General features: G+C 35.4%; 11 protein-coding genes. 8 read left to right on the top strand and 3 right to left on the bottom strand.

Going from position 1 to position 20951, the window contains the following annotated elements:
- The first annotated feature begins 274 nt into the window (after positions 1 to 274).
- The 4 genes from ACTJIW_RS14005 (at position 275) to ACTJIW_RS14020 (ending at position 10651) form a co-directional block, all read left to right on the top strand.
- On the top strand, positions 275 to 3685 hold the full coding sequence (locus ACTJIW_RS14005; protein WP_440716879.1) for a DUF4450 domain-containing protein: 3411 nt from the start codon (positions 275 to 277) through the stop codon (positions 3683 to 3685).
- Positions 3686 to 3869: 184 nt separating this feature from the next.
- Positions 3870 to 5996, top strand: a complete 2127-nt coding sequence (locus tag ACTJIW_RS14010; protein WP_440716880.1) for a hypothetical protein — start codon at positions 3870 to 3872, stop codon at positions 5994 to 5996.
- 163 nt (positions 5997 to 6159) lie between these two features.
- Positions 6160 to 8010, top strand: a complete 1851-nt coding sequence (locus ACTJIW_RS14015; RefSeq protein ID WP_440716881.1) for a rhamnogalacturonan lyase — start codon at positions 6160 to 6162, stop codon at positions 8008 to 8010.
- Positions 8011 to 8263: 253 nt separating this feature from the next.
- Positions 8264 to 10651 (top strand): TonB-dependent siderophore receptor, encoded by a 2388-nt coding sequence (locus ACTJIW_RS14020; protein ID WP_440716882.1) that lies wholly within the window; start codon positions 8264 to 8266, stop codon positions 10649 to 10651.
- Positions 10652 to 10778: 127 nt separating this feature from the next.
- Here the strand turns inward: ACTJIW_RS14020 and ACTJIW_RS14025 are convergent, their stop codons facing one another.
- Positions 10779 to 11534, bottom strand: coding sequence for a response regulator transcription factor (locus tag ACTJIW_RS14025; RefSeq protein WP_440716883.1), 756 nt, complete (start codon positions 11532 to 11534; stop codon positions 10779 to 10781).
- 235 nt (positions 11535 to 11769) lie between these two features.
- On the opposite strand from ACTJIW_RS14025, the gene ACTJIW_RS14030 reads away from it, so the two are divergent.
- Positions 11770 to 12957: a serine hydrolase domain-containing protein gene (locus ACTJIW_RS14030; protein ID WP_440716884.1), complete on the top strand. Its 1188-nt coding sequence runs from the start codon at positions 11770 to 11772 to the stop codon at positions 12955 to 12957.
- 63 nt (positions 12958 to 13020) lie between these two features.
- Here ACTJIW_RS14030 and ACTJIW_RS14035 read toward each other — a convergent pair whose 3' ends face one another.
- On the bottom strand, positions 13021 to 14424 hold the full coding sequence (locus ACTJIW_RS14035) for a DUF1254 domain-containing protein (RefSeq protein WP_440716885.1): 1404 nt from the start codon (positions 14422 to 14424) through the stop codon (positions 13021 to 13023).
- Between the two features lie 272 nt (positions 14425 to 14696).
- On the bottom strand, positions 14697 to 15737 hold the full coding sequence (locus ACTJIW_RS14040; RefSeq protein WP_012026191.1) for a GntR family transcriptional regulator: 1041 nt from the start codon (positions 15735 to 15737) through the stop codon (positions 14697 to 14699).
- A 394-nt stretch (positions 15738 to 16131) separates the two neighbouring features.
- Between ACTJIW_RS14040 and rhaT the strand changes: the two genes are divergently transcribed.
- The 3 genes from rhaT (at position 16132) to ACTJIW_RS14055 (ending at position 20939) form a co-directional block, all read left to right on the top strand.
- Positions 16132 to 17181 (top strand): L-rhamnose/proton symporter RhaT, encoded by a 1050-nt coding sequence (gene rhaT, locus ACTJIW_RS14045; RefSeq protein WP_274250531.1) that lies wholly within the window; start codon positions 16132 to 16134, stop codon positions 17179 to 17181.
- A gap of 27 nt (positions 17182 to 17208) precedes the next feature.
- Complete coding sequence (locus ACTJIW_RS14050) at positions 17209 to 19350, top strand: bifunctional aldolase/short-chain dehydrogenase (protein ID WP_440716886.1); 2142 nt, start codon at positions 17209 to 17211, stop codon at positions 19348 to 19350.
- Positions 19351 to 19664: 314 nt separating this feature from the next.
- Complete coding sequence (locus tag ACTJIW_RS14055) at positions 19665 to 20939, top strand: TIM barrel protein (RefSeq protein ID WP_012026188.1); 1275 nt, start codon at positions 19665 to 19667, stop codon at positions 20937 to 20939.
- Positions 20940 to 20951 lie beyond the last annotated feature (12 nt).

A 20951-nucleotide genomic window follows, 5' to 3' on the forward strand; every position in this document is an offset into this window, starting at 1 on the left:
CTGCATTTGTTTTTTATTAAAATTCAGGCTCAAAAAGAAATTGTATTTTCAAATCTACTTGATCCATTTTTATATTGTATCCTGTACTATGATGTTAAAAAATATTAGATAATTCTAAAAATTAATACATTTTTTAAATTTCTAAAATCAGGTAGGTACAGGATACTATCCCACAAAAAAACAAAGAAATTGCATCTGTATTATTGAATTGATAAAATAATCAGGTATTAATTTTATTATTCAAATTTAAATAATTGTCAATTTTTTGAATTTTATGGGAATTAAAAAACGAACTATTTGCACTTTAGCGGGCTTATTTCTGACTTCGACTATGATCGTTTTTGGTCAGGAAAAAACACCCATTCGTAAAATACATTATGCACCCAAAGGCAATAGTTTTGTTTTAAAAAACGGAACCCGAAAATTTAACCGCGCCCTTTACGGTTCAAATACCGGATTTAGAGTTGAAACCGGAGATTTACCGGAATTTGCCATGTATATGCCCGGAATGGGAGGCAATTTTAAACTAGGATTGTCAAACGGAAAAGAAAGTAAATGGATTACCGAAGCGGCAAAAATTGATACACGCTATGTTTTGGGAACGATGCAATATACCATTGAAGATCCTATTTTAGAAGGAAGTAAATTGTTTATTGATGTTGTGGCATTAAAAGAAAGCGAAGGTTTTATTGTAAAAGTGTATGGTCAAAAAATATCTAAAAACATCAATTTAATCTGGGCTTTTGGCGGAGCAACAGGTAAAAAGTTCAGTCGTGACGGTGATATTGGCGCAGATCCGGAATCGGTTTTTTATTTACAGCCCAATTACTGCCTCAATAATAAATATACGCTTAAAAAAGAATCTTTCCTTTTGGATTATGGTTCTGAAAGCAACAAACAAAAAACAGGAAATAATAAAAGTCTGAGCGGTTTCTTTCCAAATTCTGATGTTCGTTTAGCTGATGCCAATATTCAGAATAAACCTTTAGAGCTTTTTAATTCTAAGGCGGAAACACTGCCTTTAATAAGCGGGAAAATAAGTTCAGTTTCAGAAAAAGGCAATTACTGGTTGTTTGTTCCTGAGGTTTCAAAAGTCAATTACACACAAAAAACGATTGCCGGACTTTATGAAAAATCGGTTACGGCAACACATCTTTTAGCCAATAGAATAAAGGTAAAAACGCCTGATACTTATATTAACACGCTGGGTTCTGCACTTGCTATTGCTTCTGACGGAATTTGGGAAAGTCCGGCCTATCTTCACGGTGCCATTGCGTGGCGAATGTATTTAAATGCATGGCGAGGTGCTTATACGGCAGATCCATTGGGCTGGCACGACAGAGCCAAAACGCATTTTACAAGTTACAGCAATTCGCAGGTAACCTCGCCGGAAAGCGGTCCTGTTGTTTTTGATGAAGAAAAAAATCTGGCTCGACAAAAAGAAGAAATAGGAACGTCAATGTTCAGCAGCGGTTACATAAGCCGAAGTCCAAATAAGAACAATGTGGCGCATCATTATGATATGAATCTGGTTTTTTTCGATCAAATGTTCCGCCATTTTAAATGGACGGGCGATACGGCTTTCTTAAAAGAAATGTGGCCGACAATTGAACGACATTTAAAATGGGAAAAGCGAAATTTTGATCCGGATAATGACGGACTTTATGATGCTTATGCTTCTATCTGGGCAAGCGATGCTTTGCAATACAGTGGCGGCGGTGTAATTCATTCCTCAGCTTATAATTATTATGCGAATAAAATGGCGGCTGAACTGGCAAAAAAAATAAACATTGATGCCGTGCCTTTTGAAAAAGAAGCAGACAAAATTTTAAAAGCCGCAAACAACCAGCTTTGGATTCCGAAAAAAGGCATTTTTGCTGAATACAAAGATGCTTTAGGAAATAGAATACTGCACGATACACCGGGAGTGTGGAGTATTTATCATACTATCGATTCAGAATTATCGAATCCGTTTGAGAGTTATCAAATGCTCGATTATGTGAGCAATCAGATTCCGCATATTCCAATTAATGCAGAAGGATTAGACAAAAAAGACTTGTACGTTATCAGTACGACTAATTGGCAGCCTTATACGTGGTCGACCAATAATGTGGCGCTGGCGGAGCAATTGCATACTTCGCTGGCGTTCTGGCAGGGCGGACAATTTGAAAAAGCCTATACAATGTGGGAAAGTGCTTTGATCGAAAGTATGTATTTGGGCGCTTCTCCGGGCGGTTTCGAACAGTTACTATTTCAGGATGCGATGCGTGGCGAATTGTACCGCGATTTTGCTGACCCAATTGGCATGGCTTCACGAACTTTAGTTGAAGGACTTTTCGGGATTCAGCCCGATGCTTTAAATGAAATTTTAACTATAAAACCCGGTTTTCCAGAAAAATGGAATGAGGCTTCATTAGAAATTCCGGATGTTTCAATTGATTTTAAAAGAGAAAATAAAAAAGATACCTATATAATAAAGAATCAGTTTTCGGCTAAAATGAATTTAAAATTGGTTTTGAATGCCAATTTTGAAGCTGTTGAGAATATTTTGGTAAACGGAAAATCAGTATCATGGAAATCGGTTTCAGAAAACATCGGAAAAGCAAAAATAAGTATTGAGGTTCCGTATAGTTCCAATTATGATATTCAGATTACATGGAAAGGAGATTCTTTAGAAGAAATCGTATCAAAAGAAAATTATGCTTTTAATGAAGCTTTAGAAATCAATACCTCAAAAGCCAAAATAATATCTGTTTATGATCCGCAGCAGGTTTTGAGTGCTGTTTCAAAAACAGATGATTCGCTTAAAGCAAAAGTGAATTCGGCGGGAAGTAAAGTCTTTTTTATAGAAGTAAAACAAGGAGAATTCTCTTGGTGGCAGCCAATTCATTTCAATGCAAAAGCAGAAAAACAATCAAATGAAACGGTTACAGATTGGAATAAACCTTTGGATAAATCCGCACGGTTAGAGACGATTTCTCTTGCTCCGTTTTTTAATGCAAAAGTTACCGATATTTTTAATTATGAATATTTGTCGCCAAGACCTAAAACTGTAACCTTACAATTACCAAAACAAGGAATTGGAAATTGGTGTTATCCAAATGTTTCGGTTCAAATTGATGATAAAGGGCTGCGTGAAAAAGCAAAACAAACAGGGCAGATTGTAACTCCAAACGGAATCCCGTTTCAAACGCCTTCTGATCAAAATCAGAAAAATATAATCTTTACGTCTATGTGGGATAATTTTCCTGAAAGTATTAATATCCCTTTAAACGGAAAAGCTTCACGAGCTTATTTTATGCTGGCCGGAACTACAAATCCTATGCAGAGCCGAATTGTAAACGGAGAAATCAAAATAGAATATACAGACGGAACTTCTGAAATTCTCCCCTTAAAAAATCCGGAAAACTGGTGGCCGATTGAACAGGATTATTTTACAGACGGGCTTGCCTTTACAACCGATGCTCCAAAACCGCCAAGGGTTTATTTTAAAACAGGAGAAATTTCGAGAGATTTTAAGGATTTTAAAACCATAAAAGGATTTAGTAATAATGGAGTTGATGGCGGAGCAGGAACGATTTTAGAACTGCCTTTGGATAAAAATAAAACATTGAAAAACCTGACTCTGAAAACTATTGCAAATGATGTTGTGATTGGTTTGATGAGTGTGACTTTAATAAGATGATTGTAGGTAAAGGGACAAAGTAACAAAGGGGCAAAGGGGCAAAGGGACAAGCTTTGTGTAGATAAGGCTTTGCGAACTTTGCGATTTATAAACCATTGTTAAGTAAAAAACTTGCGTGCTTTGCGGTTAAAAAAACATTTCAAGAAACCTGAAACTTTAAAAACTATCAAAACAAAATAACCACATGAAAAACTATCAACTCATAACCGTATTCTTATTTTCGGTTTCGCTTTTTGCACAGAAAATCGATCGAAAGGCTTTGGTAACAAGGCATAACGTTCAACTTTCGGCTATTGATACTCTGGCTTCTTTAACGGTAGGGAACGGCGCTTTTGCTTTTACGGTTGATGCAACCGGACTGCAGACTTTTCCGAAAGAATATCAAAACGGAATTCCGCTTGGAACACAGTCGGAATGGGGCTGGGACAGTTATAAAAACACGAATAATTATAAGTTTTCTGAAACCTTAAGAGATTACAAACAATACGGAAGAGACATTTCATACACGGTTCAGATAAAAGAACCCAAACGAAAAGTAGAAGCTGTAAACTGGTTCAGACAGAATCCGCATTTATTGCAGCTTGGAAATTTAGGTTTTGAGATTACAAAGAAAGACGGAAGTCCGGCAAAACCTTCAGATGTAAAAGCGATTTCGCAAAAGTTAAATGTCTGGACAGGAGAAATCGAAAGTTATTTTGAAATTGAAGGAACTCCGGTAACCGTTTTAACTGCTTCACATCAGGAAAAAGACGAGATAGGCGTAAAAGTAAAATCGGATTTATTACAGCAGAAACGTTTAAAAATAAGTCTTCGAATTCCGTTTCCAACCGGAGACTGGGCCGATATGGGAACAAAATGGGAAGGCAAACAGGATTATAAAAGCACTCTGACTGAAAAATCAAAAACAGAAGCGGTTGTAACTCACGTTATGGATAGTATTTCATACAACGTTCATTTTAACTGGAAAGGAAACGCACAGATTAAACAAACATCAGATCATTATTTTGTTGTTGAAGCATCGAATACCAATACATTAGAGTTGAGTGCTCTTTTTGCTTTGGCAGAGAAAAAATCGGTTAAAAATTCTTCTTTTGCAGACATTCAAAACAGCAGTATAAAAGGATGGGAAAAATTCTGGAACAGCGGTGCAGCGGTTGATTTTTCGGGAAGTACAGATCCTCGCGCAAATGAACTGGAACGCAGAATTATTTTATCACAATATCTTACGAAACTGCAGTGTACGGGAAAAGTACCGCCTCAGGAAACAGGTTTAACGTATAACAGCTGGTATGGAAAACCGCATTTAGAAATGCACTGGTGGCACGGCGTTCATTTTGCGCTTTGGAACCGTCCTGAATTATTAGAAAAAAGTCTTCCGTGGTATCAAAAGGTTTTTGATAAAGCTAAAAATATTGCCAAAAGACAAGGTTTTGAAGGTGCAAGATGGCAGAAAATGGTTGATGCAGACGGAAACGAAAGTCCATCGTCTGTAGGTTCATTTTTAATTTGGCAGCAGCCGCATTTTATCACGTATGCTGAATTAATGTACAGAGCAAAACCAACAAATTCGACCTTAAATTTATACAGCGAACGTGTTTTTGCAACAGCCGATTTTATGGCTTCGTTTGCGAATTATGATTCTAAAACAGATCGTTATGTTTTAGGTCCTGGTGTAATTCCGGCTCAGGAACGTTTTAAAGCAATGGAAACTTTTAATCCAACGTATGAATTGGCATATTGGAACTGGGCTTTGAAAACAGCAATCGAATGGAAGAAAAAACTAAACCAAAAAGTACCCGAAAAATGGGAAACGGTTTTGGCCAAATTATCAAAACTTCCAGTTGCTGATAATTTGTATCTGGCAACAGAAAGCGCGACAGATTCCTATACCAATCCTGAATTTAAAACAGATCATCCATCGGTTTTAGGAACGTTTGGAATGCTTCCTGAAACGTCTCTTTTGGATAAAAAAATCATGAAAAATACTTTTGATTTGGTTTGGAAAACGTGGTCCTGGGATAAAACCTGGGGCTGGGATTTCCCCATGACAGCGATGTCGGCAGCACGATTGAATATGCCAGACAAAGCAGTTGATGCTCTTTTTATGAAGGTAACGACAAATACGTATTTAAAAAACGGGCATAATTATCAGGCAGAACGATTAACACTTTATCTTCCGGGTAACGGCGGAATTCTGACGGCAGTTGCCATGATGTGCGCCGGCTGGGACGGATCTGAAGGTGAAAATCCGGGCTTTCCAAAAGATGGAACATGGAAAATTAAAAGCGAAGGGTTTAAGAAGATGTTTTAGTTTTTTTAGGTTCTAAGTTTCTAAGGTGCTGAGAGACTAAGTTTTTTTATAGCTAAGGTGCAGAGCAGCCAAACTTTTTATTAAAAAAACTTTGCGTCTTAGCGGCTTTGCGAGATTAATAAAATCTGTGCAAAACAACTAACCACAATTCAATATAAATTCTATGAAAAAATATATTCTCTTTTTATTGCTTTTGGTGAGTTTGAAAGCTTTGAGCCAAAGACAAATGGAAAACTTAGACCGAGGTATCATCGCCATAAAAGATAAAGGACAGTTTTTTATCAGCTGGCGGGTTTTAGGAACCGATCCTGATGATCTTGCTTTTAATCTGTATCGAAAAAGCGGTACTCAAAAAGCAGTTTTATTAAATGAAAAACCCATTACAGGCGCAGCTAATTTTATTGATGCCAAAGCCAATGCCAAAGAAGAAAATACCTGGTTTGTAAAAACGGTTTTAAAAGGAAAAGAATCTGAAGCTTCAGGAAGTTTTACAATTCCGGCGAATGCCTCAGATAAACAATATTTATCTATTAAATTAAAAGAAATTGAAGGCTATACGGCAAATGATGTTTCTGTTGGCGATTTAAACGGAGACGGAAAATATGAATTAATAGTTCACATGACTGGAAGAGGACATGATAATTCTCAAACCGGAATTACAGATCCGCCTATATTTCAGGCGTATACTTTAGAAGGAACGTTTTTATGGCAGATCAATCTTGGAAAAAACATCCGCGAAGGCGCACATTATACGCAGTTTATGGTGTATGATTTAGACGGTGACGGTTTTGCTGAACTGGTCTGTAAAACTGCCGACGGAACAACGGACAGTGAAGGAAATGTGGTTGGAGACGCTTCAAAAGACTGGGTTGACCGCGATCCTGATTCTAAAACGTATGGCAAGATTTTAAAAGGCCCGGAATATCTTTCGGTTTTTGACGGAAGAACAGGAAAATTGATTACTACTATAGATTATATTCCGCAGCGAGGCGATTTAGCAGGCTGGGGCGGAAGAGGAGGAAGCGGAGGAAACGATACGAAAGGAAACCGAATGGATCGCTTTCTTGCCTGTATTGCGTATCTCGACGGCGTTCATCCCAGTGTTGTAATGTGCCGTGGTTATTACGGCAGAACAGTTTTGGCAGCCTGGGATTTTAAAAATAAAAAACTGACTTCAAAATGGGTTTTCGACAGTAAAGATGCTGAAAATCCCTATTCGGGAATGGGAAATCATAATTTGACGGTTACCGATGTTGACAATGATGGAAAAGATGAAATAATCTATGGATCGATGTGTGTTGATGACAACGGACAAGGTTTGTACACAACGGGTTTCAGGCACGGAGACGCAATTCATGTTTCTGATCTTGATCTTGATATTCCGGGTCTGGAAGTTTTTGGCATTCATGAAATCGAAAACGGTACAACGGGGCCGGGTGTAACTCTGTTTTCTGCCAAAGACGGAAAAGTACTGTTTACAGGTTCTCTTAATGAAGATGTAGGCCGGGGTGTTGCAGATAATATTGATGCGACCCGAAAAGGAGCGCAGTGCTGGTGGTCTGGCTCGCCTTATCTGCATGATATGAAAGGGAATAACATTGGTAAAGCACCAAGTTCGACTAATTTTTTAATTTATTGGGATGGCGATACTTCGAGAGAATTTTTAAATTCTAACTATATTGACAAATACAATTCAGGAAGATTGTTTACGGCAGAAGGAGCAGTTTCTAATAACGGAACAAAATCAACTCCGGCACTTTCTGCAGATATTCTGGGAGATTGGCGGGAAGAATTAATTTTAAGATCGGAAGACAATAAAGAACTTAGGATTTATTCTACGATAATTCCAACCCAGGTAAAACAGTACACTTTAATGCACGATCCTCAATATCGATTAAGTATTGCCTGGCAGAATGTTGGTTATAACCAGCCGCCGCATACCAGTTTTTATATGGGAGCAGCTATGGATCCGGCTCCAAAACCTAATATAGTTTTAGTGCCGCCAAAAAAATAACTGTAAATAGTACCTTTTTAGGAAAAAATACTTCTTTAGAGATGCCAGAAAGCTGTTTTTGGCATCTCTTTTTATTATGCTCACATAGTAAAATCTGTAAAAAAAATGTGAATTTTATTTTTTTGGAATTAAAAAACTGTTAAATCTGATGTAAACTTAATGAAATGCATTATTATCTGGAATAAATAAAAATAATTTGGTATAGTTTAACACAACCTATAAATTTGCCTTATTCAAAATAAATCTAAATAAAATGAAGGTAAAAATATTACTTCCGTTGTTAAGCTTTTGCTTAATGCTGCTTACAAGTGTAACTTCGTTCGCACAAACGGCTACCATTAAAGGTATGATTTCATTATCGACTAATGAAGCTGCAGATAATGTTTCAGTAACTCTAAAAGGAACACGTGTTGGAACTACAACTGATGCGCAGGGAAATTACGAAATAAAAAATGTTAAGCCTGGAACTTATACTATAAGAGTTTCGGCAGTAGGATTTTCATCAAAAGAAAAAAGCATTACCGTTAGTTCAGCTAATGAAATTGTAGAAAATTTTACATTAATTACTACATCAGAAAACCTTACTGAAGTATTTGTAAAAGGAAATGCAAACAAATACACAAAATCAGAAAGTGAATACGTATCAAGAATGCAGGTTAAAAACCTTGAAAACTCACAAGTTTACAACGTAGTTACTAAAGAGTTAATGAAAGACCAATTGGTAACCAATCAAGACGAAGCGTTGAAAAATGTTCCGGGTTTATACCAATTATGGGGAGCTACTAACCGTGCAGGTGATGGAGGTTCTTGGTATTCATTACGTGGATTTACAACTCAAAGTTTAGTAAGAAATGGTATTGCAGGAAAAGTAAACAGTAATTCTGATGCTGCTAACCTTGAAAGAATTGAGGTTATCAAAGGACCTTCTGCTACATTATTTGGAAACGTACTTTCTTCTTACGGAGGTTTAATTAACCGTGTAACTAAAAAACCGTATGAAACTTTTGGGGGAGAGATTGCTTATCAGGCAGGAAGCTACGGATTTAACCGTGTTTCTGCTGACATCAATACACCATTAAACGATGATAATACAGCATTATTTAGATTAAACACTTCTTATAACAATACGAATACTTTTCAGGATTATGGTTCTTCAAGAAGTTTCTTTGTGGCGCCATCATTCTCTTATAAAGTAAACGATAAATTGACTTTATCTCTTGATGCAGAAATTGGTGACCAAAATAATTCAGGTATGCCTTTAATCTATCTTCCGTTTGGAGTATCAATTGCTGACATAGGATTTAACAATGCAAAAGATCTTAAAATGGATTTCAAAAGATCATTTTGGGGAGACGAATTCATAACAAATACAAAAACATTCAACGTTTTTGCTCAGGCAAATTATAAAATTTCTGATGAGTGGACTTCTCAGTCTGTATTCAGCAGTACATCTAACAGAGCTTCTGGACCACAGACTTGGTTCTATCTTTTACCAAACGAAAGTTTATCTAGAAATGCATGGAATGCTAACGGAAAAGACAATGCAATTGAATTCCAGCAGAACTTTAATGGTGACTTTTTACTTTTCGGAAGCATGAGAAACCGTTTCTTAGTTGGTGGTGATTTATTCCATTCAACAAGCAGATTAGGATACAGACTTCTTCCAGGTGAAGATTTTGATAAAATAAGTTATACAGGAGCAGCACCAACTTATAATAACTTTAATCCAACGGCTGTAAATGCTCAATTTGTAAACGGATTTGATTATAAAACAAACAGCGCGCTTTCAACCTATAGTGCTTATGTTGCAGATGCTATTAACATTACAGAAAGTTTAATTGTTTCTGCAGCGGTACGTTTTGATCATTATGATAACCAAGGAACTACAGATGATACTACAGGTCAAAAAGCAGGTGATTTTTCACAAAATGCATTTTCTCCAAAATTTGGTGTAGTGTATCAAGTAATAAAAGATCAGGTTTCTGTTTTTGGTAACTACCAAAATAGTTTTACAAATATTGGATACATCAATGCAAATGTTGGAGGTGCTCTTCAAATGCAAAAATTTGATCCGGAAAGAGCAAACCAGTTTGAAGGAGGTATTAAAGTAAATGCTTTCCAAAACAAAGTAAGCGCTACGCTTAGCTACTACGATATTAAAGTAAAAGATATTGTGACTGCAGATCCAAGTTTACCAAACGCAAGTGTACAAAACGGAACTCAATACAGTAAAGGTTTTGAATTAGAAGTTACAGCAAACCCAATTCCAGGATTAAACCTTCTTGTGGGTTACTCAAACAACGATTCTAAATTAAACGGATTAAGACCAGTAACTGCAGGACCAGAAAACTTAATTAACTACTGGATCAGCTATAATTTACAAAATGCTGCATTCAAAGGTTTAGGTTTAGGATTTGGAGGTAACTACGGAGACGCTACGTATATCTACAACAGCGGAACTGAAACTTTCGAACTTCCATCTTACGCTGTAATTAACGCTGCTTTGTACTACGATCAGCCTAAATACAGAGTTTCATTAAAAGTAAACAACCTTACAGACGAATTGTACTTTAACGGTTATACAACAATCAACGTTCAGGCGCCTCGTACTTTTATGGGAAGCGTAACGTATAAATTCTAATAGGATTTAAGATTAAGAAATAAAAAAAGCCCGAACAAGTCAATGTTCGGGCTTTTTTATTATAAAAGGTCAGCACTTAAAGCCTTAGCACCTTAGCAGCATAGCATCTCAGCACCTTTTAAAAAAACTATATCCATTTCAGCTTTACAGCAAGTGTACAAGCTTCTGCCGTATTGTTTACTTTCATTTTTTCGAGAATATTCTGCCTGTGCCGGCTGACGGTATTTTTACTTATGAATAGAAGAGAAGCAATCTCTTTACTCTGTTTACCCTTTTGAAGCATTTTTAGAATCTCCTTTTCTCTTGAAGAAAGAAAAGAAAAATTTCCGGCTTCATTTTGCTGCATAACGTTTCCGTTTGCGGTATTTATAATTTTTCCTTCGTAATGAAAAGCCTGCGAAAAATCGAAATTGTAAAGACATAAAGCCAGTTCGATATCTTCATGTTCATTCGAGAAATAAAACATCTTGTGCAGTAAAGATTTATTGGTCGTATTGTCTTTGAATCTTAATCTGCTTATCACGCAAAAATCCCTTCTTTCATAAATTGGAACTGTTTTAATGAACTGAAAAAACTGAAGTTCCAGAAGATATTTTTGCAGAACATCTTCATTATTCAATTTATCAAAAAGTTCTTCTTCCCAAATGCTTTCTAATTCCTGCATTTGATTTTTTTTGAAAATGTTTAGTTCATCTGCAATTTTTCCAGAATATACATAACTTTTATTATGATACAGATCGCTCAGAACAGCAATTCCGTTTTCTAATTCGGCAAAATTTTGTGCAGTTTTCTGGCAGATTTTTAATTGCGTGATAGTTTTTAAATCGGCAGAATTATTCTGATGCAGTAACTTTTTATTCAGATCATTTTTTATGTTTTTCATCAAAAATGGTTATTTATAAGTATTGTCTTAAGGTTGTATGGAAAATATATTTGTATGATTTTTTGGATTGAAATATAATAATTAAAATGGGATTTAAATTGATTTTAAGATTCTTAGTTTTTTTATTTGACTTATTATCAAGCTGTTTTATGTAAATTGCTGTTTGAAAAGTTTTATAAAGAAATTATAAGGTTACGCACAGTAAATAGTAAACAGCAATATAATAAAACTGAATATGAAACACTTTTTCTTACTTATTTTTTTTGCAGGCATTTTTGGTGTTCACTCACAAAATGCAGCTTTGATTAAAAGGCTTGACGGAAGCACTATTTCCCAGGACAGCTTAACATCGGCCATTAAAAATCTTATGAACAAAGCCGATGTAAAAGGACTTGCCATTACGGTTTTCAATTCTAAAAAACCGGTTTATATAAATACTTTCGGCTTTAGCGATGTCGAAAATAATAAAAAATTAGATCTGCATACTAATTTATACGGAGCTTCTTTGAGTAAAGCGGTATTTGCTGTTGTAGTAATGAAACTGGTTGACGAAGGTGTAATTAGTTTAGACAAACCTTTGCAAAGTTATCTTCCCAAACCAATTTACGAGTATGAGCCGAAAGTATGGCACGAAGATTTTAAAGAATTAAAAGATTATCCCGAATACACTAAAATTACGGCCAGAATGTGCTTGGACCACACAACCGGACTCCCTAACTGGCGCTGGTTTGAATCTGACGAAAAATTGCGCATCAAGTTTGAACCGGGAAGCCGTTACAGTTATTCAGGAGAGGGATTGACGTATCTTCAGGTAGTTTTAGAAAAAATAACCAAAAAACCTTTAGAAGAACTTGCTCAGGAAAGAGTGTTTAAACCTTTGGGAATGACAGCTTCCAGTTACAAATGGCAGGAAAAATTTGAGAAAGATTATGCATACGGATACGATGAAGAAGGAAAAAAACAGGAAAAAGACAAAGACAACGCACCAAGAGGAGCAGGAACACTGGAAACAACAATTGAAGATTATAGTAAATTTTTAACTGCTATCCTGAACAAAAAAATACTAAGTTCAAAATCATACAAAGAATTGTTTAGTCCGCAGATTCGTATTCATTCTAAAAACCAATTTGGACCCGGCGCCTTAGAAGACGGCAACTGGTATGACAACCTGGAGCTTTCATACGGTTTAGGCTGGGGACTGGTAAAATCGCCTTACGGACCGGGAGCATTTAAAGAAGGGCAGGGTTCAGGATTTCAGAATTATAGTATTGTATTTCCGGATAAAGGAATTGGAATGCTTATAATGTCAAACAGTTACAGCACAGGAAAAATAATTAAATACCTGTTAGAAACAGGAATTCAGGATAAATACACACCATGGGAATGGGATCAGTATATTCCTTATGATAAAGTGATTAAATAAGAGCTTTTAAAAAAGTAAAAAGCCTGAAATTTTAAATATTTCAGGCTTTTTTATGCATATATATTATTTTACAATTTCCGGCAATGGCATTTTCCATGTGCCATTTATTACTTTGTCATTTGGACCGTAAATTCGAATAACAAAATTAAAGTTTTCATTTTTAGGAGTCGGAAGCCAGTTGCTCTCTTTATCTTTTCCCGGTGAAGAAGCCTGCAGGTAAATAATTAAATCTCCGTTTGACTCATATTTTAAGCCTTTTGATTTGTTGCCTATCGAATATCTCGAAATTGGATTTCGAACCAATAAACGTTTAGGAAGATTATACATGGTTATGCTCCAAAAATATTTAGCCTCAGGAAGCTGGTTTTTACTGAATTTTAAAATATAATTTTTATTTCCGGCTAAAGGCTGGTTATCTTTATCAACAGCGCTTCCGGTATAAACAGCTTCTTCTTTCGTGTTTCCGTAAATTCCGGCTGCAGCGGCAATGGCACGGTTCATATAATTGTTTTCCAGAGCTTTTCTTGTACCAAACAGATTTCCGAAATCTCTAAGATTAGTAACTCCGGATTCTATTTCTTTTTTGGCTTCGATAATTCCTTTTTCGATAGCTTTTATAGTCTCAGGAGAATATTTTGAACTGTCAAAACGTTTGCCCGGAACAATCCCAATTTTAGCAAAACGTTCCCGAAGTTTCGTTTCACTGCTGTCTACGTTTGCATATTGTAATAATGCGTTTAAAACATTGATAAACTCAGGCGTACTGTAATCATCTTCTTTCCAGACAGGAAGCGGTAAATCATACTTTTTAACCTGTGGGACCGGCTGTTTTGTATATTCATGAAGCGGCATTAATTTATACTGCTCTTGTATTTTTTTTAGATTTGACACATCCTCTGGAGAATGAAGCTGTGTACGGCCGACAAGAAAAATTAAGTTGGTTTCAGATTTTAATACTTTATTAATGCCTTTTGGAGTTTCACCTTTCCAGTCAGGACCAGCGATAAGATATTTTCCCGGATTATTTCCTGACACGCGCGACCCAAGATATTCAAAATTAAAGGTATAAAGATCTACAAACTGCATAACATAATATCTGTTTTCCTCAACTTTTGGAAGCTCAATTACAACTGGTTCATCAGAAACATTTAATGACGCCATCGAATAAGGGGTATCATTATTTATCGTAACAACCAATGTGTCAGATGGTGTAGCACTCATAGCAATGTTTTTGAATTTATTAAAACCAACAAATTCTCCGGATTGTTTATTGAGGGCAGTAGCATAAATCATTTTATAATTGTAAAAAACAGGATAACCGTAAATCCATGCTTCTTTTGCAATGGCTGTTACAGAATCGGGTGAAACAGAGTTATCTGCCGTATTTGTTTTATCTAAAGGAGTTTCTTTTTTGCAGGCCGTAGTGATTAAAAATACGATTACTGCCAGGAAAATGATTTTTTTCATAATTCAATGGATTAATTGTACAAAAGAATTGTCTGGTATTTTTAAAGGGCTTAAAATTAACTTTTTAAGAAAAAACTTATGCTTTACAAAGAGCAAATATGGTTGCAAATTATAATATGAAACCATTTCATAAACAACATAAAAAAAGGCTTTAGCCAAAACGGTAAAGTTTGACTAAAGCCTTTTATTTGACTTTAATATAATCGACAAAAAAACGCAGTGCCTTAGTATCTTAGAACCTTAGCACCTTAGTATATTAGCATTTCAGTACCTCAAATAGAATTTCTATCAATAAAATTAAATGGTACTTTAAAATGTCCTTTTTCTTTATTCAAAATAAGCCTTGCTGCAGTTTCTCCCATTATATTAAAATCAGTAGACATAACCGTTATGCCCAGTAATTCTTTTAAAGGTGTATCGTTATAAGAGATAACGCCGATATCTTTTCCTAAAACAAACTCTTCATCGCGAATCTGTTTCATTAAATTCACCAGATCAGATTCTTCAATGGTAATAAACAGATCTCCTTTTTTTAGAATCATATCGTCGTAAACTTCACTTAAAATCTCAAAATTGATTTCGTGTTCAACACAGAATTTCCTGAATCCGTGGAGGATTCTTCTCGGATATGGATAAACTGCTTTATCCGGATAAACTAAAATAAGACGTTTGTATTTGGCTATTTTTTCTAAACCTTCTTTTAATGCATTATAAATGTCGTTTTCAAAATCCTGATAGATTTTAATAACATCATCTCCCGTTCCCAGTTTTATATTATCCAGAATTACCAGCTTTTCCTGCGGAATTCTTTTAATCGCGTCTACAACTTCATCTGTAAAACTTAAATGTTTCAGTTCATCGGTTTTAAAATGGGTTGTAATAACATAATAATCATAAGCGCCTTCAAACTTGTCGAGAATATTTAAAAAGAGCGTTTCATCACAATGATAAATTTGAAGATCGACATGCGCATTAGCTCCTAAAGTGTTAATAAAAGCACTGTAGGTTTTCATTTTATACGAGCTCAGTTTATTGGTCAAAAACAAAATATTGACTTTAGACTCCAGTTTTGTTCTCGTAATATAATATCCTTTTCCTCTAATTGAAGAAATGATTTTTCGTTCTTTTAAAATATTATAAGCTTTTTCAACCGTATCACGAGACATATAAAACTCCTCGCTGAAACTGTTTATAGAGGGAATTTTTTGATTTATTTTTAAATTTCCGTTAGCAATATTCTGCAAAATCGAGTCTACAATCTGTTTGTATTTTGGAACCCTCGAATCTTCGTCTATTTTAATTAATTTAATCATGCTTGTATGTTGCAAATTGGATTCATGAGAAAACATGCAGCCAATTTTTTTAATTGTATTTTTTAAAAAAGCAAACTTGAAAAAACGCTTTATGTGTTGATTTTGCTACTTTCCTTACAAAAAATACAAATTAAATAAAGGCTTACTTTATTTTCAGGCACTTAGGTTAATTTAATATTAAATTATCGGAAATATAATTACGAAATCGATTGCTAAAATAGGGTTTTTTAATTTATTTTTCCAATATAAACCAATCGTTCTTTGCAATTAGTGCGCATTTTTAACATAAAATACACAAATCATAAAGGATAGTACAGGACAGTTTTAATTTTTACATTATATTATTTTACAAAACCAAACTAACTATCACAATTAACCAAAAACAAATTATTGAATGGAATCATTATTAGGAATCATTTTTCATTCTATCGGAGGATTTTCTTCAGGTAGTTTTTATATGCCTTTTAAAAAAGTTAAAGATTGGGCTTGGGAAAGTTACTGGCTTGTGGGCGGTTTCTTTTCTTGGTTAATTGTACCGCCGATTGCGGCTTATTTAACGATTCCAAATTTTACAGAAATTATCATTGCCGCTTCGCCTGCAATTAAATCCTTTACTTTTTTAATGGGATTAATTTGGGGAATTGGCGGACTTACTTATGGTCTTGGCGTTCGGTACTTAGGAATGTCTTTAGGAAATTCAATTACATTAGGATTTTGTTCTGCATTTGGAGCTTTAGTTCCTTCAATTTATTATGATATTGTTCCAACAGAAGGAAAAATTTCATTTACACACATGCTTTCTACTCCTGGCGGACAGCTGGTTTTATTTGGAGTTGTAGTATATCTTATAGGTATTGCTATTTCTGGAAAAGCTGGAATGCTGAAAGAAAAGGATTTTGCAACAGGTCATGAAGATAAGGACAAAGACTTCAATTTGGTAAAAGGTTTAATTGTAGCTGTAATTTCAGGAATTTTAAGTTCATTTTTTAATTACGGAATCGAAGCCGGAAAACCAATGGCAGAACATGCTATAGTAAATGGTGCAAATCCGTTATTCCAAAACAACGTAACCTATGTTGTACTGCTTTGGGGAGGATTAACAACCAATTTTATCTGGTGTCTTTATTTAAACTTTAAAAATAAAACAATTAAAAACTATACCGATAAATCTACTCCAATTACTAAAAACGTTTTGTTTTCTGCACTTGCCGGAACCATGTGGTTTTTACAGTTTTTCTTTTACGGAATGGGAGAGAGCAAACTAGGAAATGGTGCCAGTTCATGGATTCTGCATATGGCAACCATCATTTTAACAGCAAACTTTTGGGGTTTTTATTTAAAAGAATGGAAAGGAGTTTCGAAAAAAACATTAAGAACTTTTTTCTGGGGAATCGGGCTTATTATGCTTGCGATCATTTTGGTAGGAATTGGTAACTCATTATAAATAATACAAGAAATAATTATAAAGTATATGTCGAATACAAATACAATTAATACAAATTTTAAGCACGTAAGCTACCTTTGGGATGATGCTAAAGCCGCAGAATTAGCGGGAGATGAAGTAGCGCTTTTCATTTATCGTTCTAATTTATTAGGAGCCGATTTAAGACTGACAAACTATGGAGGAGGAAATACTTCTGTAAAAATTACTGATAAAGATCCTTTAACAGGAGCAAGTTCAGAAGTTATGTGGATTAAAGGTTCTGGGGGAGATATTGGAACTTTAACAAAATCTGGCTGTGCGGCTTTGTACTTAGACAGACTTCGTAATCTTGAAAATGTTTACAGAGGAATTGAGTTTGAAGATGAAATGGTAGAATTGTTCAACCATTGTATTTTCGATTTAGCTTCAAAAGCACCTTCTATCGATACGCCTTTACACGGTTTTCTTCCATTCAAACATATCGATCACTTGCACCCAGATGCGGCAATTGCAATTGCTGCTGCAAAAGATGGCGCAAAAATTACTGAAGAATTATTTGACGGAGAAATTGGCTGGGTAGGCTGGCAGCGTCCGGGCTTTGACTTAGGACTTCAGTTAAGAAGCTGTTTGGAAGAAGCTGAAAAGAAAGGTAAAAAACTAAGAGGAATCATGTTAGGTTCTCACGGTTTATTTACCTGGGGAGATACAGCATACGAAAGCTACATCAATACATTAGAAGTAATCGAAAAATGTGCTGAATATTTAGAAAGCAACTACGGAAAAAAACGTCCGGTTTTTGGAGGACAAAAAATTGAAAGCCTTCCAGAAGCAGATAGAAAATTAAAAGCTGCAAAAGTGGCTCCAATTTTAAGAGGTTTCTGTTCATCAGAACGCCAAATGATTGGACATTATACAGATGATGCAAGAGTATTGGAATTTATCAATTCTAATGATCTTTCAAAATTAGCTCCATTAGGAACATCTTGTCCGGATCACTTTTTAAGAACTAAAATCAGCCCGCTGGTTTTAGAATTAGATCCAAACGAAGATTTATCAGATGTTGATGCGGTTAAAGCAAAACTGGCTCCGGCTTTTGAAGCTTACCGCGCAATGTACAAAGACTATTATAATGCCTGTAAGAAATCAAATTCTCCTGCAATGCGTGACCCAAATCCGGTTGTGATTTTATATCCTGGAGTGGGAATGTTCACTTTTGCAAAAGATAAAACAATGGCACGTCTGGCATCAGAATATTATGTAAATGCAGTAAACGTTATGAAAGGCGCTGAAGCCGTTTCAGAATATACTTCACTGCCTCACCAGGAAGCTTTTGATATTGAATATTGGTTATTAGAAGAAGCAAAATTACAGCGTATGCCAAAACCAAAAGCATTGTCTGGAAGAGTAGCTCTTATTACAGGTTCTGCGGGCGGAATTGGAAAAGCTATCGCTAAAAAATTCGCTCAGGAAGGTGCTTGTGTTGTTATCAATGATATCAACGAAGAGCGTTTAGAAGGTGCATCTGCTGAGTTTGTTAAAGCATTTGGTAAAGATGCAGTTTCAAGCACTTTATTAAATGTTACTGACGAATCAAGTACAGAAAAAGCATTAGACGAAGCTTCTTTAGCTTTTGGAGGTGTTGACATTGTAGTAAACAATGCCGGAATCAGTATTTCAAAATCTATCGCAGAACATACTCTGGAAGAATGGGATAGATTATATGATATCTTGGTTAAAGGACAATTTATTGTTTCTAAAGCCGGAATCGAAGTAATGCGCAAACAAGGTTTTGGAGGTGATATCGTAAATATCGTTTCTAAAAATGCTGTTGTGGCTGGTCCAAATAACCCTGGTTATGGTTCAGCAAAAGCTGCTCAGGCGCACTTAACACGTTTAATGGCTGCAGAACTTGGAGCAGATAAAATTCGTGTAAATACAGTAAATCCTGATGCTGTAATTTCAGACTCAAACATTTGGTCTGGAGGATGGGCAGAAGGCCGTGCAAAAGCATACGGAGTTACAGTAGAAGAACTTCCGGCTTACTATGCAAAACGTACGTTACTAAACGAAATTATATTGCCGGATGATATTGCAAATGCTTGTTTTGCTTTTGTTGGAGGTTTACTTGGTAAATCTACAGGAAATGCGCTAAACGTAGACGGCGGTGTTGCAATGGGCTTTTATAGATAAAAATTATTTAAGTTTTTTTATAAGTTTGTTTAAGCAAAAGTGGTTTTTTGTGGTCTAACGTTCGATATTTCGAGCGTTAGATTTTTTTTAGACATAACATTTTGCACACAGACCAGAATATCCAAAAATAAAGTTAAACAAAGAGTTTAGGAATATAATTTAACCAGTTCAGAATTATTTGCGCCACATAGATTTTTACTTGAAATAAAGGAGTAAAAATGCCTAAATTACGCAATCGATTTTTTTATGTGTTAAAAACACACGAATAAAGTTAAATTGCATATCTTGTAAACGCTATTAAAATATAAAGTATTATGATAATCGGATCAAACCATATTGAATCTCATAACGAGGGATTATTAAAAAAACACCAAAATAAATTGGTTTTTACAGCATCAGAAATTGATAATACAGAGGCGATTATCCAAAAATTAATCGACTTTCAAATTGCTATTCCATCTTGGGCTTTAGGAACAGGAGGAACAAGATTTGGACGTTTTGCAGGCGGAGGAGAACCTCGTTCAATCGAAGAAAAAATCGAAGATGTTGGATTACTTCACAAATTAAACAGCGCTTCGGGAGCAATTTCACTTCATATTCCGTGGGATATTCCGCAAGATTACAAAGCTATTAAAGCACTTGCTGCACAGCACAATTTAAAATTTGATGCCATGAACTCGAATACATTTCAGGATCAGGCAGACTCAGAACATACTTATAAGTACGGTTCATTACAAAACGTAAACAAAGCAGTCCGCAAACAGGCGATTGCACACAATATAGAAGTTATTAAACACGGAATCGAATTAGGATCTGAGTCATTAACAATCTGGCTTGCCGATGGTTCTAACTTTCCTGGACAATTAAACTTTAGAAAAGCATATCAAAATACATTAGAAAGTTTAGAAGAAATCTACGATGCCCTGCCTTCAAACTGGAAATTATTTTTAGAATACAAATGTGCTGAGCCTAACTTTTATTCAACGACCGTAGCAGATTGGGGGCAGTCTTACTCGTATGTTAAAAAGTTAGGCGATAAAGCGCAGACATTAGTCGATTTAGGACACCACCTGCCAAATGCCAATATCGAGCAGATTGTTTCCTTATTATTAATGGAAAACAAACTGGGCGGATTCCACTTTAACGATTCAAAATACGGCGATGACGATTTAACTGCCGGAGCTTTAAAACCTTATCAGTTATTTTTGATTTTCAATGAATTGGTTGAAGGAATGGACGCAAGAGGAATGAACCACGCCAAAGATTTAGGCTGGATGATCGACGCTTCACACAACATCAAAGATCCATTAGAAGATTTACTGCAGTCTGTAGAAGCTATTATGATTGCTTATGCACAGGCACTTTCTGTAGACAGAAAAGCATTAGAAAAAGCACAAGAAGAAAATGACGTAGTAAAAGCACAGGAAATTCTTCAAAATGCTTTCCGTACAGACGTTCGCGCATTAGTTGCTGAGGCACGTTTACGTTCTGGTGCAGCTTTAAATCCGGTTGAATTATACAGAAACCTTTCTGTAAGAAAAAATCTAATTGGAGAAAGAGGACTAAAAACATTGGCAACAGGACTATAATTATGAATGGTG

The organism is Flavobacterium sp. 22659 (genome assembly GCF_052044235.1).
Lineage (GTDB): Bacteria > Bacteroidota > Bacteroidia > Flavobacteriales > Flavobacteriaceae > Flavobacterium > Flavobacterium johnsoniae.

Bases quoted from the DNA above. Each gene is read 5' to 3' on its own strand.
- ACTJIW_RS14055 (WP_012026188.1), top strand. From the start codon at position 19,665: ATGATAATCGGATCAAACCATATTGAATCTCATAACGAGGGATTATTA.
- ACTJIW_RS14015 (WP_440716881.1), top strand. From the start codon at position 6,160: ATGAAAAAATATATTCTCTTTTTATTGCTTTTGGTGAGTTTGAAAGCT.
- ACTJIW_RS14010 (WP_440716880.1), top strand. From the start codon at position 3,870: ATGAAAAACTATCAACTCATAACCGTATTCTTATTTTCGGTTTCGCTT.
- ACTJIW_RS14035 (WP_440716885.1), bottom strand. From the start codon at position 14,424: ATGAAAAAAATCATTTTCCTGGCAGTAATCGTATTTTTAATCACTACG.
- ACTJIW_RS14025 (WP_440716883.1), bottom strand. From the start codon at position 11,534: ATGAAAAACATAAAAAATGATCTGAATAAAAAGTTACTGCATCAGAAT.
- rhaT (WP_274250531.1), top strand. From the start codon at position 16,132: ATGGAATCATTATTAGGAATCATTTTTCATTCTATCGGAGGATTTTCT.
- ACTJIW_RS14020 (WP_440716882.1), top strand. From the start codon at position 8,264: ATGAAGGTAAAAATATTACTTCCGTTGTTAAGCTTTTGCTTAATGCTG.
- ACTJIW_RS14005 (WP_440716879.1), top strand. From the start codon at position 275: ATGGGAATTAAAAAACGAACTATTTGCACTTTAGCGGGCTTATTTCTG.
- ACTJIW_RS14040 (WP_012026191.1), bottom strand. From the start codon at position 15,737: ATGATTAAATTAATTAAAATAGACGAAGATTCGAGGGTTCCAAAATAC.
- ACTJIW_RS14030 (WP_440716884.1), top strand. From the start codon at position 11,770: ATGAAACACTTTTTCTTACTTATTTTTTTTGCAGGCATTTTTGGTGTT.
- ACTJIW_RS14050 (WP_440716886.1), top strand. From the start codon at position 17,209: ATGTCGAATACAAATACAATTAATACAAATTTTAAGCACGTAAGCTAC.